Genomic DNA, 13,685 nt, shown 5'->3' with positions numbered 1-13,685 from the left:
AAATCTTTCAGGAAATACATCAAACCATTTTCGGCTGTTTATCTCTGTAAAGCTGACGATAACTTTGCGGGCTCAAACCGGTCGTTTCTTTAAACCTCTTGTGAAAGCAGCTGAAATTCATAAACCCGCTTTCAAAACCCAGTTGTTTGATACTTACACTGCTATTGATCAGCAATTTACAGCAATGCCCTACCCTGATTTCGTTTAAAAACTGAGAATAAGTCTTGCCAGTCCTTGATTTAAAATACCTGCAAAAAGAATTCGGCACCATACCCGCCACCGAAGCAATTTCTTCCAGACTTACTTTTTGCTTAAAGTTGGATAAAGTGTAGTCATAAATCGCATTGATCCGGTCATTTTCAGACTCTGAAAGATCGTATTGAAAACCCACCGACGACAGCATCAGATACTCTTCGGACCTTGCCACAGCGATCAGACATTTCATGAGGGCAATAATCCGGTCAGGTCCCTCGGCAAAACGCATTTCTTCCATCAGTTCGGCAATCCTGATTTTCAGTTTTCCAGTCAACAACAAACCTCGCTGGGCCTTGTCAAGAATTAGTTTCAGCGGTTTGTTTTCCGTAAGATCCAGAAACTTCTCGCCCCAAAACTGGCTTGTAAAATGCACAACGGTAGAATATGGCGCGTGCGTCGGTTTATGTAAAATTTCATCGTCATCGTCCCGCCAGTAATGAGGCAGATTTGAGCCCACCAGCACAATATCATCCGCTCCAAAACGCTTGATACTATCCCCGACAAACTGCGTACCCGAGCCTCTGTGAAAATGTATCAGCTCGATTTCAGGATGGTAATGCCAACGGTTGTTCAGATTCGGGACCAGGTCCTGCCGGACACTAAATGAATACGCCGGTGCCGTCGGGACTTTAAGAAGCTGTGGTTTCATGCCGATATTTATACATCAATAAACATATCAAATAAAAAAACATGTTAATATATCTTATTACTTGGATAAATACGATTCTCTTCTTTATAATAAAATATAATTCCTTTGCATTGTTTAATTTTAAGCTCCTTAAACCACTAAACTTATCTTAACCTATGACAGATCGCAAAACCCGTCTGGCTATTATTCTTATTACTTCCCTGTTCTTTTTGTGGGGTTTTGCACTCAATCTTAATCCGATCCTTATTCCGCATTTAAAGAAAGCCTGCCAGTTGACCGACGTACAATCTGCATTGATCGACTCGGCTTCTTACATCGCGTATTTCCTCATCGCATTACCGGCAGGACTTTTCATGAAAAGATTCGGCTATAAGGCTGGGATTACGCTCGGGCTCATTCTCTTTGCGTTCGGCACATTCCTCTTCTATCCGGCAGCGGAACTTCGTCATTTTGGCTTTTTCTTGGTCGCGTTGTTTATCATTGCCAGCGGTCTTACTTTACTTGAAACTGCTGCAAACCCTTATATCACCGTACTTGGAGATGCCGACACGTCCACCCAGCGCCTTAATTTTGCTCAATCCTTTAACGGTTTGGCAGCATTTCTTGCACCTTTAATGGGCGGAGCATTCATTCTTTCGGGAAAAACACTTTCGGCACAGGAGCAGCAGGCCATGAGCGCGCAACAGCTAAACAATTACCTGGCCGAAGAAGCTGCCTCCGTAAAAATCCCATTTTTAACAATCGGTATTATTGTACTAATCGTCGCCGTTCTGATCTGGCGGACACAGCTTCCTGAAATTGTTGAAGAAGAAGACACAAGCGAAAAAGCTTCCGGCTCGATCCTTGGCGAGAAAAACCTTATCCTTGGGACCTTTGCGCAGTTTTTCTACGTAGGTGGACAGGTATGCGTCAGCAGCTTCTTCATCCGTTTTTCGGATAAGGTTGCAGGGATTGATGAAAAAACAGCGGCCTACCTCTTATCCGGTGCATTGCTGAGCTTTATGGTTGGCCGTTTCATTGGGACTTATCTGATGCGTTTTATCGCGCCTCCACGTCTGCTTGCGATTTACAGTGTACTTAACATTGCGTTGCTGATCGTAGCCGTCGTTACTTCCGGCATGGTATCGGTTTATGCTTTGGTTGGCGTCGAGTTCTTTATGTCAATCATGTTCCCGACAATCTTCGCATTGAGTATCCGCGGACTTGGGGCCAAGACCAAAATTGGTTCTTCCCTTGTAATTATGTCCATCGTCGGTGGGGCTATTTTCCCGGTGATCATGGGTTGGGTTTCCGATCAATCGTCTATACAAACCGCCTACATCGTACCGGCATTCTGTTTTCTTGTAGTACTTTATTTCGCAGTAAAAAACAGTTCTGTAAAAAATGTGACACTGGGTGTTTCACATTAAATTATTAAAAACCGAAACGATTAGACATTATCACGATTTCTCTTGTAGCGCTGTCAGCTGTCACGCCAAGAAATGATATTTTAACCGATTGCTGATAGCCTACTTCTGACGTAAAACAGTCTTGCAATATAATTCGTGATAAAGTCTATTGATTCTCTATTATTCTTAAAAAATGGATTTACAGCTTAAAGATAAAGTCATTATCGTAACCGGTGGTGCAAAAGGTATTGGCGAAGGCATTGTTCAGGTACTGGCAGCGGAAGGCGCTGTCCCCGTGATCGTTGGAAGAAACGCAGACGACAACCAAACAGTGCTAGATAATATAACATCCAAAGGATTGAAAGCCTTCCAGGTTTCGGCGGAGCTAACCAAACCCGAAGATTCCGAACGGGCTGTTAAAGAAATACTGGCTCAGTTTGGCCGGATCGACGGACTTGTAAACAACGCTGGTGTGAACGACGGGGTTGGTCTGGAAAATGGAAACTACGAAAGCTTCATTGCCTCACTGCACAAAAACCTTGTCCATTATTACCTGATGGCGCAATACGCCTTGCCTGCTTTAAAAGCATCCAAAGGATCCATTGTCAATATTACTTCCAAAACAGCTGATACCGGCCAGGGAGGCACTTCGGCCTACGCGGCAGCCAATGGCGGAAGAAATGCGCTCACCCGCGAATGGGCCGTTGAATTGCTAAAATACGGTATCCGTGTGAACGCAATTGTCGTGGCGGAATGCTGGACACCGCTTTATGAAAAGTGGATACAGACCTTACCTGATCCGGAAGAAAAGTTAAAATCCATCGTAGCACATATTCCGTTGGAAAACCGGATGACAACGGCCGCAGAAATCGCGAATACAACGGCGTTTCTGCTGTCGGGCAAATCAAGCCATACGACCGGCCAGCTTCTTTATGTGGATGGAGGTTATGTTCACCTGGATCGGGCGTTGGCTAATTCCTGAAAATAAATACCTGCATCAGTTGTCCCAGGCAACTGATGTATCATTTTTCATTCTTAATTCTCAGTACACTCCATGGAAACGCTTGTTTGTACAACGCCGGGCCATTTTGCTTACCAGCAAGCCGAAAAACCCGTGCTGACTCCCGGGCATACAATTCTCAAAATAAAACGGATCGGCATTTGTGGCACGGATCTTCACGCTTTTGAAGGAACACAACCATTTTTCAATTACCCCCGTATTTTGGGGCATGAACTTGCAGGCGAAATTGTCTCCCTCGACAACGCCCCGGGTTTTGAAATTGGAGAAGCCGTGACTTTTGTCCCTTATTTCAATTGTGGCAAATGTGTTGCCTGTCGTGCCGGCAAGCCAAATTGTTGTACCAACATACAGGTATCCGGCGTGCATATCGATGGCGGAATGGCAGAATATATTTCCGTCCCATCCTATTCGCTTGTGCATGGCGATGGTTTGAGCTTTGACGAACTTGCGCTCGTAGAACCATTGGCCATTGGCGCCCATGGTGTTAGGAGAGCTGACATAAAACCCGGCGATGTCGTGCTGGTCGTTGGCGCGGGCCCCATAGGATTGGGAACGATGGAGTTTGCCCGAATTGCAGGAGCAACCGTGATCGCACTGGATATCAACGACTCCCGTCTGGCCTTTTGCCGTGGCCGGATTCATGTTGATCATACCATTAACGCATTGACGGAGAACGTGACAGAACGGTTGCATGAACTCACAAAGGGTGATATGCCGACCGTGGTCATAGATGCAACGGGGAATCTCAGGGCGATCAATACCGGTTTCAGCTATCTGGCGCACGGCGGCCGGTATATCCTGATAGGACTGCAAAAAGGCGATATTAATATCAACCATCCCGAATTCCACAAAAGGGAAGCCACGCTGATGAGCAGCCGAAACGCAACGCGCCAGGACTTCGAACATGTGATCGACAGCATGAAAAAAGGGTTGGTTAAACCAACTACTTATATCACCCACCGGGTTCAGTTTGACGAGGTCATGGATCAATTTGAGAGCTGGCTGGATCCGCAAAACGGCGTGATCAAGGCCATGGTTGCCATCAGTTAAACGGCCTTCGGTTTATAAAAAAGCCCTACTTCCGAACGACTGGAAGTAGGGCTTTTTATTCATAACGACTCCACAATTTAGGATATCTCAGTTGTACAGCACTTCCATCTTTTTTCTAAAATCCTCAGGGGAAAATCCGGTTTGCTTCCCGAAAAAACGGGTAAAATACGAAGGTTCTGTAAACCCGAGTTCATAACTGATTTCCTTGATTGGCTTCTCCGAGCAGCTTATTTCCCTTTTAGCTTCCAGAATAAGCCTGTCGTTGATAAGCTGACTGATTGTTTTGCCAAATGTTTCCTTCGTCAGTTCGTTAAGTCTTTTCGCACTCAGCGATAATTCATTGGCATAAAAAGAGGATTTCCGCTCATCTTTGAAATTCACCTCAACCGATTCGATCAGTACCTGCATTCTGCTATCTGGCCGGTCGTCACGCTGCACTGCCTTTTCCAGTTCTATACAATGTAAAAACCAGCTTCGTAAATAGGATTCAAGGATTGCCGGCCGTTTTCCCGACTCGTTTTCCTGTCGAATCAACTTGATAAGCGTTTGAAAAAGATTGTCATGAGTATCGGGAATGACCACTGAAAAATTAACCGAATGATAGAACAATTTAAAGATATCGGCAGCAATCAAGCGTTCAAAGAAATCCCGCGACATGGCAAAAACAAAACCTGTCTTACCGGCCCGGTCCATACTATGCACCTGATCTGGCAAAAGGAGAAATAACTGGTTATCGGCGATCGGATATTTGATAAAATCGATATAATGTGCCTCCTGTTTTTTTACGCTTGTAAACCAGAGTACCTCATAAAAATCATGGCGGTGAACGCCATTAAAAAAATGTTCGTCACCGCCTTCAATCGTTGTGATTGCAAAAAAATCTTCGCCCAGATCATGCAGAGGAAAATCCGAATTTTGAGTTAGTGTGGTATCATGTGTTTTTTGAATGGTTCTTGTACTGGTATATTTCATGGCTTGTTGATTCATTCAGGCACAAAATGCTGCCTGAAATAGAAAACTTTCGCTAATTTATTTATTTTTATTCTAAATAAAAATAAATAAATTAAACAATTATGATTGTGCTGCCAGATCCGGGCTGCGGACGCAATACATATTTCTTCGGTTGCTTCCCGGCATTCGTTCGACAAATCCCTGTTTAACCATCCAGTCGAGCATTTGATAAATCGTTGCCTGACTAATTCGCACTGAATTTTTGTGAAACATCATATACAGCGTTTCGGCGTCCGCCTTTCCCTCTTCTTTTTCCAAAAAATCGGCAAGCATCAATCTTTTGTTGGTGCAACGCAGCTGCTTCGACTTGCAGTACTGCGCTATTTCATTTGATAATATCATTACGCATAAATTTTATGGATAACCTATTATTTTCGGGATCAAACCGATGTGACCGATACGCTAAACACTGCTAAAACAGACCGAGATTGAGTTTCCCCAATCCCGGTGCTTATGAAGAAGAAGTGTAAATGCTGATCAGTCATTAACCTGCGCTTTTTTCATTGCCGGCTGGAACTTTGGCCTTGGTTTGGAAATCTCGTTTTCATCCGGGCTTCCCCCTGCCGACTTGGTCTGCGCTTTCGGCATTTTCTTTTTGTCCTTTTTATTCCGCTTGCCCCACCACACGAGAAATCCCGTGACGGGAAGACTGGCACCAATTAAACTGGAAAGAAATGCCAGCACTTTACCCGGAAAGCCAAGAATACTTCCAACGTGGATGTCATAGTTCATTTTCCGCAATTTGGTGCCAAACGGAGCGCCCTCGTAGACCGCGCCATAAACCTTGTCTCTTGGTAACTCCTTTAAAGTGTGCTGATCGAAGGTGTATCCCTGGTTATTATAAAATTGTCCGCTGTTGGGATAAATGGTTACAAAAATTGCAGATTTGGCTTTGGCAGTATCCGGAAAACTGTAAAAAAAACCCTCCGATTTCGGATGTTTGGCAATCACCGTAGTCCAGGCCTTATCAATCGCCTGTTGCGGTGTGTAAAACTTATTAGCCATCAGGGAATCGGAATTGGTCTCCCTGTCTCTATCCGGAAGAGAATCGCCCCCGGAAGTAACCCAGTAAAGCCCTTCACTATACCATTTGATACCATAAACCATGCCGGTCATGGCAATGGCCAGTAGGAACAGGAGCGAGTAAAAGCCCAGAACATTGTGCAAATCAAGATTTACGCGTTTGAAAGAACCATCCCATTTTATTTTAAAACTTTTGTCGCGCGTACTTTTTGTCCATTTTTTAGGATACCACCACACCAATCCGGTAATGAGCAGAACGACAAAAATCAACGTGCCATAGTTCACGATCGGGCGGCCTATTTCAAAAGGCATCCATAAAAAGCGGTGACCGTTCAGCACCCAGCGAAAGAAATTCGTTTCGCCCTTTTTATGTACTTCCTTGCTGATCACCTCACCTGTATAAGGGTTTACTTTTAGTGTGATATTGGGTCCCCGCCGTTCACCGAGGCCAAGGTTAATAGCCCTGCCCTGCTGATAATTGGCATAGGAAACTTTAACGTCGGGATATAAGGTATTGCCAATCTGCATCAACTGAGATGGCATGATCACAGGCTTATCCTGGTGCTCTATGCGGGTTTCGGGCTCCATTAACCCTGTTATTTCTTCATTAAAAACCCAGATACAGCCAGTCACGCAGACAATAAATACGATAATTCCTGACGCAAGACCCAGCCATAAATGCAGCCAGTTATTGATTTTTCTGAAAGTGGACATAACTATGTTCAGTGAATAGGTTAAACAGAAAGTATTTTGTTCGTTATTCAGCTATTTCGGTAGAGAGATACGGCAAAACCTTTCCCCCTTTGAATTTTTAACTAAAAACAAACCCCTGTCTTCCATAGTAAGGTCGACAGGGCTTGTTCGCTGAACCTGATTCCTAACTATTTTACTTTAACAATGGCTGTAATTGCACCACCTTCCACTTTCAAGCCTTGTTTGGCTGTTGCGGTTGCGATGTCAATGTTATAAACCCAGCTTCCTGCGTCTGTGTTAATTCCTACAAATACTGTTTTTCCGTCGGCACTAATTGTGTTGTTGTTATAAGAAGCCGAACCAGACTCGATGCTTTCCGGAGCACCCGTTACCCAGGTAAATGTTTTGTTGTAGATGTCAGAAATCGCAAGTCTTTTCGCGCTGTACTGATCGTTGGGATCCGTCAACATGTAAAGCAATGATTTCCCTTTTCCAAGATAAGTCTGGCCGATCACCTTTTTGCCACCAGCTTTTTCCTGCACATTGAAGTAATAACTCTGATCAAATTCGGTTGTACCTTTTTTGATTCTTACGAACGCAGACGGTTTGGTTGAAGTTTGCTTGCCACTGTTCGAAGCCACAGCGGGAGAAAAAGCATAAGTATCGCCGTTTTCGTCCACCGTAAGTCCATTGTTGAAATAAGAACCGAAGAAACTGGTTCTGTTGTCTTTGATTACTTTTTCAAGCTGCATGCTTGGGTAAGCAAAAACGGCAATCCAGCTGCTGTCCGGATAAGCCGTTCCGAAAACATCCGGCGCCGCACCTTTGATGCTCATGTAAGGAGCGAAAATTTTATCCCCAACCTGTGTTGCCCAGGTAAAATGCGCACGCTCACCGTTTCCGGCCAGTTTTACGATATTAACCTGACCTTCCGCTACAATTTTAGACTGATCCGCGTTAATTCTAAACCAGGAAGCACTTTCGTTACCACTTCTTGGCACTTTTATGGTCAGGATATCGTCCCCCGCCGGTGCAAATACCTGTACCGTCTCACTTTGAAAATCGGATATTTTTTCCAATTCCCCTTTGTCATTCATGGTATAAGTGGTTACAGCACCAGGATTTCCCTGTCCGTACAACAAGCTAAAAAACTTGCCCTTATGCGTCAGGTAGTATCGGTATGAACCATCCTGCTCAATTCCTTTTCCCACCGTACTGATCGTTCCCTGTGAAAGATCGCTTGTTGTCAAAAGATAGTCAGCCACGCCCGAAGAGCCTATCGGTGAAGAAGCTACAACATATCTCGACGTAACGGGTGTTCCCGGGTCCGTTCCCGGATCCACGGTTTTATCATCGCTGCATGCGCCTAAAACCATTCCCATCCCTAACACCAAAAACCAGTGTAAATATGACTTTTTCATTGTTGATTTATTATAATTATTGAATTGATTTTAAACTATTTACTGATAAAATATCTTAGCTTGACATAGAAGCCTCTGCTTGGTTTTTGCAGACTAAAATTGTCGTACAACTTGCCGTCAAGCATGTTTTTACATTCCAGCGAGACGTTGTATTTTCCGTTTGCCATTGCATACACAACGTTCACATCATGGCTCAGCTGACGGGGAATATCCAGCTTATCACTTCCCAAACTTGGCCAGTACAAGTAGTAGGCATGTACGAAAAGAAGGTTATAGCCAAACGTCAGTGTATTGCCTTTATGACCAAAATCTTTTAGAAAAACAGCTGCGTCGGCATTTCCGAACATGAAAGGCATATTGGGAATACGATCGCGGTACAGCGGACTTTCAGTGGTGTATCCGTCTTCAAATCTGGTGTTGTTACGCAGGTCCTGATACGTCAGGTTCACACCGGCCGTAAACAATTGTTTGAATGAATAACGCACTTCACCGTCAACACCAAAGTTGGTAACATCGGCCAGGTTGTCCATGACCTGTTTCGTCTGGTTTGCATTTAATTTAGGACGGATAAAACCCTGTGCATCACGATAAAGCACATTTGCATCAATACTGAAACGATGGATTTTATTGATATGCGTCTGATAACTTACGCCAAGATTGTAGTTGTTACTTGTTTCCGGATCCAGTTCGATATTTCCTTCCAGATTCAGCAGGTCGCCAAACAACTCGTCGGTCTCCGGTAAACGGTAACTTTTTTCAAATGAACCTTTTAACTGTAAATTTTTGGCAAGAAAATAGGTTGATGCTAAGCCATACCCCATTTTGCTGAAACTATTTTTCTGCTCCTTGTAAGCCACATCGCCATAGTTTCCGCTAGGGTTATAGGACACAGAATACTTGTTGTGCTGCGAAAAATGCTTTACAAAAAGAGAAGTATTCCACCGCTCGCTGTAATCAAATTTATAACCCAGTCCAAGTACATTTTTTGTATTAATCCGTGGCTGCTCATATTTGTCTGCATCCGGATAAAGCTCGTCCCGTCCTTTACGGTTGAACGTGTTGTAAACATTATTGACCGTAACCGAATGTTTGCTATTGATCGTGTAACTCGCATTGGCCGTTGCCAAACCATTGTTATTCCGGTATTTATACATCGAACGTTCTCTTTCGCTTCCTGCACCTTCGTACTGTTTAAATTGCTGAAACCAGTTGTAACGACGGTACACCGTGTCGATATTCTGCTCTTGTCCAAGGTTATAGTTGGCCGAAATATTTACATGCAAGCCTTTTACAAACAGATCTTTCTTCTGGTATTTGAGGCTTGGCATCACAATATTTCCTTTCCGGTGCCATTGGCCAAAAACGCTCACCATCCGCGCACCCGTTTGTATCTCGGCCTTATTTTGTCCTAGTGTTATTCCCACCAAAAGTTTGTCAGCGAATTTCTTCCCAACTACCCCCACATTGGCGATCAGCGTTTCATTGTGGTAAGTATCGTGAAATCTTCTCAGCCGCTGATTTCTGAAATATTCTCCGGTATTAACATCGGCCACATCAACATTAATCCAGTAATTATTATCAGAATAGTTTTGAAAAGCGTTAAGTTGAGCGGTAAAACCATTTTTCGAAGTAAAACCTGCATTGATTCCTGTGCGGTGGGTATTGAAAGAGCCATAAGAATAAGAGGCGTCCAGGTAGCTGTTCTGCTTGGTGTTGGTAACAATATTCACCGCCCCGCCCAGTGCGTCCGAGCCGAGCCAGATCGGTACCACACCCTTGTAAACTTCCACCCTTTCAGCCAGATTGATCGGTATATTATTCAGCTGAAAAGAGGATCCAAAGTTATCCATCGGCACACCATCCAGAAAGAATTTAACCTGTCTGCCGGTAAATCCATTCAAAGAAAAATTCATGTTCGAGCCCACACCGCCACTTTCTCGAACCCGAACCCCCGATACGCGGTCCAGGGCGTGCGATAAATCGAGCGTTGAATTTTGGAGTTTTTTTGCATCAATCGCCGTGACATTATAAGCCTGGCGATTGATTTCTTTCGTTTCCGTCCTTCCGATTACGGAAACCGATTCAAGCTCCCTGCTATCCGAAGCCAGACGAAAATTCAATTTTGGATGTTCACCAGCCTTTACCGTAATCTGTTTCAACTGTGATTGGTAGCCAAGAAATGAAACAATAAGCTGGTATGATCCCGGATGTACATTTTCCAGGCTGAACCTGCCATCGTTGGCAGAAAATGTCCCGATTGCTGTTCCCTTCAGCGCCACGGCCGCACCAGGCAATGTTTCCCCTTCTTCCGTTTTGACCTGCCCGGAAATGGTGACAGGCGAATTTTGGGCAAAAGTTATTATTGAGAGGGCACAAAGAAGCCCTGTATGCAGAATTTTACTAATTTGCATTGCTTTAAAATGTTTCAGCGTTTATAAGCATTGCGCTTTTGCGCAATGAGCCGGGTGGGTTCCAGCCATCCGGCTTTTACTTTTAGTTACTTATTTGAAAATTCAGATTGGATAGGGTCAGGTCATATGTTTGATTTTATTTTGTCTTTATTGAAACACTTTAATAACTAGTAGCGTAATGAAGGCATAACCACAGTAATTTTTTTGATCTTTTTGATAACTGACTGTATTATACATAAATAGACTTATTCTAAATAAGATCACAAAAGTACACGCCACAGCGCAGATACACTTATACAATTTGCCGGTTGAGTTGGACAATCTGCACATTTTTGTCAATCTATCCGAAAACATTCCAATCAAAGCCTCATGATCGGGTTAATAAGCATAACAAATCCTATCCGCCATAAAAACTTCCCGAAATAGACCTTCTTTCAAAAGCTGCATTTTCCAGTTTAAGTATAACTACCTATTAAAATGGGTAAAAGCTCGTATTTCACGGCAATCACAATACTGGTAATTTTGTCGCATCAATTAGCGTATGAAAAATTAATCGACCAGTACAATCAATTAGCCATGAAAAAAATCCTTTTTGCAAACATTCCATTTGATGGACATTTTAACCCGTTGACCAGTGTCGCCATGCACCTGAAATCTCTCGGACACGACGTACGATGGTACTCCGGCAGCATTTACAAGAACAAGCTAGACAAGCTTGATATCCCCTATTTCCCTTTTGTCAAAGCGGTAGATTTTAACCAACACAACGTAAATGAAATTTTTGCAGAACGGCTTAAATTTAAAAGTCAGATCAGCAAACTGAAATACGATATTGAGCACAGCTTTATCCTCAGGTCCACAGAATTTTATGAGGATATCAAAACGATCAACGAAAACTGGGATTTTGATCTGATGATCAGCGATATAGCTTTTACCGGAATTCCATTTGTCAAGGACAAACTTCACAAACCCGTGATATCAATCGGCGTCTTTCCACTTACGGAAAATTCCCGTGACTGTCCACCGGCGGGTCTGGGACTGCATCCGTCATATACTTTCTTTGGAAAAATAAAGCAGCAATTTCAACGAAAAATGGCTGATCAAATCATCTTTAAAGATTTGAATAAATTGTATAAAAACCTTTTCGCCCAATATGGTATGAAAGCCGGAACCGGTAACGTCTTTGATGCGATGGGACAAAAATCTGATCTTCTTCTTCAAATCGGTACGCCAGGGTTTGAGTATATGCGTTCCGATCTTAGTAAAAATATCCGGTTCATAGGGGCATTACTGCCATTTACGGCAAACAAAAAGCAAGCTCCTGAAATTGGCGAGGTGCTTCGAAAGTATCCCAAAGTTATTCTGGTAACGCAGGGAACGCTGGAAAAAGATCCGGAGAAAATCATTGTCCCAACACTGGAAGCATTTAAGGACAGTAATTATCTGGTTATCGCGACTACGGGCGGTTCTAAAACACAGGAATTAATAGATAGATATCCGCAGGAGAATATCATTATCAGAGACTTTATTCCTTTTAATGAAATCATGCCACATTGCAACGTATATGTAACGAACGGTGGTTATGGCGGTGTCATGCTCGGTATTGAAAACAAACTGCCGCTGGTAGTAGCCGGAGTTCATGAAGGGAAAAATGAGATAAACGCCCGTGTTGGCTATTTCAAACTGGGTATCGATCTTAAAACTGAATTTCCAAAGCCAGCACAGATCAAACAAAGTGTGGAAAAAGTGCTTTCAAACAGTGTTTATCAGGATAATGTTACGAACCTGAGCCAAGAATTTAGAAATTACGACCCACAATTACTTTGTGAAAAATACGTAAATGAAGTTTTAGACGCTGTTGAAAAAACGCATGAAACTTATTCGGAATACATTTAAGATCTGGATGGTTTTTGGGAAAAGGGTTGTGTAAAAAGACTTATTCTCTCTTAATCAGCTTAAAACCACGAAAGAGGAAACCGTTATAACATTCATCCGCTTTTTGATCCGTTCATGTATAGAATAATGCAAAAATAAAACCAGTACTATATATTGCATAGTACCATGTTTTACATTATAAATTATCGCCATGAAACAGACCTTACTTCCCAACCTATCAGCCATAATAGTACTGATTTGTTGCGTTTCCTGTACAAATTCGGATGATTTAAGCATTAGCGTCAAGGACTCCGAAGATATTTATAAATTTTCCGCTCATTACGACGAAGAGAAAACCGAAAGAGTTCAAAGCATGATCAACGAAGGTATCGCTCCAAACCATATTGAATCCACAGAGGACTGGGACATTACCACGGTGCTAAACAACAAAACGCATGTAAAAATAGAATCAGCTCCGGGAGATTTAACCATTAAACTGGATAAAGAAGAAAATGATAAGGCTTCTTATTTGCAGGTAAAAAGAATGTGTGAAGGAATAAAAGGAATTTTGACAGAGAAGCAATGATTCGAAAACGCTTTTGCTATAAAAGTTTCAAAAATAGGTCTAAACTGGGCTCTCCTTTGAAGGAGAAATTAGCTTAGCCAGTGTATATGATACAAATCCGACTCAACATCACCGACTCAACATCAAACACATTGGCGGAACGAGTATTGCTATCCTTGCAGTATAAAAATATATAAACCCGCTTAAACGCAAAAAGCCACCCTTATTCAGAGTGGCTTTTGCATTGCAATGGTATTGTGGCGACTACCTACTTTACCAGGTTTGACCCAAGTATCATCGGCGGTTCTGGGCTTAACTTCTCT

The 13,685-nt window shown here is 43.0% G+C and carries 11 protein-coding genes; 5 read left to right on the top strand and 6 right to left on the bottom strand.

Going from position 1 to position 13,685, the window contains the following annotated elements; all coding sequences use genetic code 11:
• Positions 1–19: 19 nt before the first annotated feature.
• On the bottom strand, positions 20–904 hold the full coding sequence (locus tag RB622_RS15720) for an AraC family transcriptional regulator (protein ID WP_308047525.1): 885 nt from the start codon (positions 902–904) through the stop codon (positions 20–22).
• A 155-nt stretch (positions 905–1,059) separates the two neighbouring features.
• Between RB622_RS15720 and fucP the strand changes: the two genes are divergently transcribed.
• The 3 genes from fucP to RB622_RS15705 all read left to right on the top strand — a co-directional run bounded on the left by fucP (position 1,060) and on the right by RB622_RS15705 (position 4,363).
• Positions 1,060–2,313 (top strand): L-fucose:H+ symporter permease, encoded by a 1,254-nt coding sequence (gene fucP / locus RB622_RS15715; RefSeq protein ID WP_308047524.1) that lies wholly within the window; start codon positions 1,060–1,062, stop codon positions 2,311–2,313.
• A 172-nt stretch (positions 2,314–2,485) separates the two neighbouring features.
• Positions 2,486–3,274: an SDR family oxidoreductase gene (locus RB622_RS15710; RefSeq protein ID WP_308047523.1), complete on the top strand. Its 789-nt coding sequence runs from the start codon at positions 2,486–2,488 to the stop codon at positions 3,272–3,274.
• 72 nt (positions 3,275–3,346) lie between these two features.
• Positions 3,347–4,363 carry a zinc-binding alcohol dehydrogenase family protein gene (locus tag RB622_RS15705; protein WP_308047522.1) on the top strand — a complete coding sequence of 339 codons (1,017 nt, stop codon included), beginning with the start codon at positions 3,347–3,349 and terminating at the stop codon, positions 4,361–4,363.
• Positions 4,364–4,450: 87 nt separating this feature from the next.
• Here the strand turns inward: RB622_RS15705 and RB622_RS15700 are convergent, their stop codons facing one another.
• The 5 genes from RB622_RS15700 to RB622_RS15680 form a co-directional block, all read right to left on the bottom strand.
• On the bottom strand, positions 4,451–5,335 hold the full coding sequence (locus tag RB622_RS15700; RefSeq protein WP_308047521.1) for a helix-turn-helix transcriptional regulator: 885 nt from the start codon (positions 5,333–5,335) through the stop codon (positions 4,451–4,453).
• Positions 5,336–5,434: 99 nt separating this feature from the next.
• Entirely contained in the window at positions 5,435–5,716 is a 282-nt protein-coding gene (locus RB622_RS15695; protein ID WP_308047520.1) for a transcriptional repressor, read from the bottom strand.
• Between the two features lie 135 nt (positions 5,717–5,851).
• Positions 5,852–7,111, bottom strand: coding sequence for a PepSY-associated TM helix domain-containing protein (locus RB622_RS15690; protein ID WP_308047519.1), 1,260 nt, complete (start codon positions 7,109–7,111; stop codon positions 5,852–5,854).
• A gap of 167 nt (positions 7,112–7,278) precedes the next feature.
• Complete coding sequence (locus RB622_RS15685) at positions 7,279–8,511, bottom strand: DUF4374 domain-containing protein (RefSeq protein ID WP_308047518.1); 1,233 nt, start codon at positions 8,509–8,511, stop codon at positions 7,279–7,281.
• Between the two features lie 35 nt (positions 8,512–8,546).
• Positions 8,547–10,922, bottom strand: a complete 2,376-nt coding sequence (locus RB622_RS15680) for a TonB-dependent receptor (RefSeq protein ID WP_308047517.1) — start codon at positions 10,920–10,922, stop codon at positions 8,547–8,549.
• A gap of 576 nt (positions 10,923–11,498) precedes the next feature.
• Between RB622_RS15680 and RB622_RS15675 the strand changes: the two genes are divergently transcribed.
• Together RB622_RS15675 and RB622_RS15670 are read left to right on the top strand one after the other, a co-directional pair.
• Positions 11,499–12,818 (top strand): nucleotide disphospho-sugar-binding domain-containing protein, encoded by a 1,320-nt coding sequence (locus tag RB622_RS15675; protein WP_308047516.1) that lies wholly within the window; start codon positions 11,499–11,501, stop codon positions 12,816–12,818.
• A 190-nt stretch (positions 12,819–13,008) separates the two neighbouring features.
• A complete protein-coding gene (locus RB622_RS15670) occupies positions 13,009–13,383 on the top strand; it encodes a hypothetical protein (RefSeq protein ID WP_308047515.1) in 375 nt (124 codons plus the stop codon).
• Positions 13,384–13,685 lie beyond the last annotated feature (302 nt).

The organism is Dyadobacter sp. LHD-138 (genome assembly GCF_030929615.1).
In the GTDB taxonomy this organism is placed as follows: domain Bacteria; phylum Bacteroidota; class Bacteroidia; order Cytophagales; family Spirosomataceae; genus Dyadobacter.
Note: the sequence above shows the minus strand (reverse complement) of the source record. Positions and strands in the feature narration are given on the sequence as shown.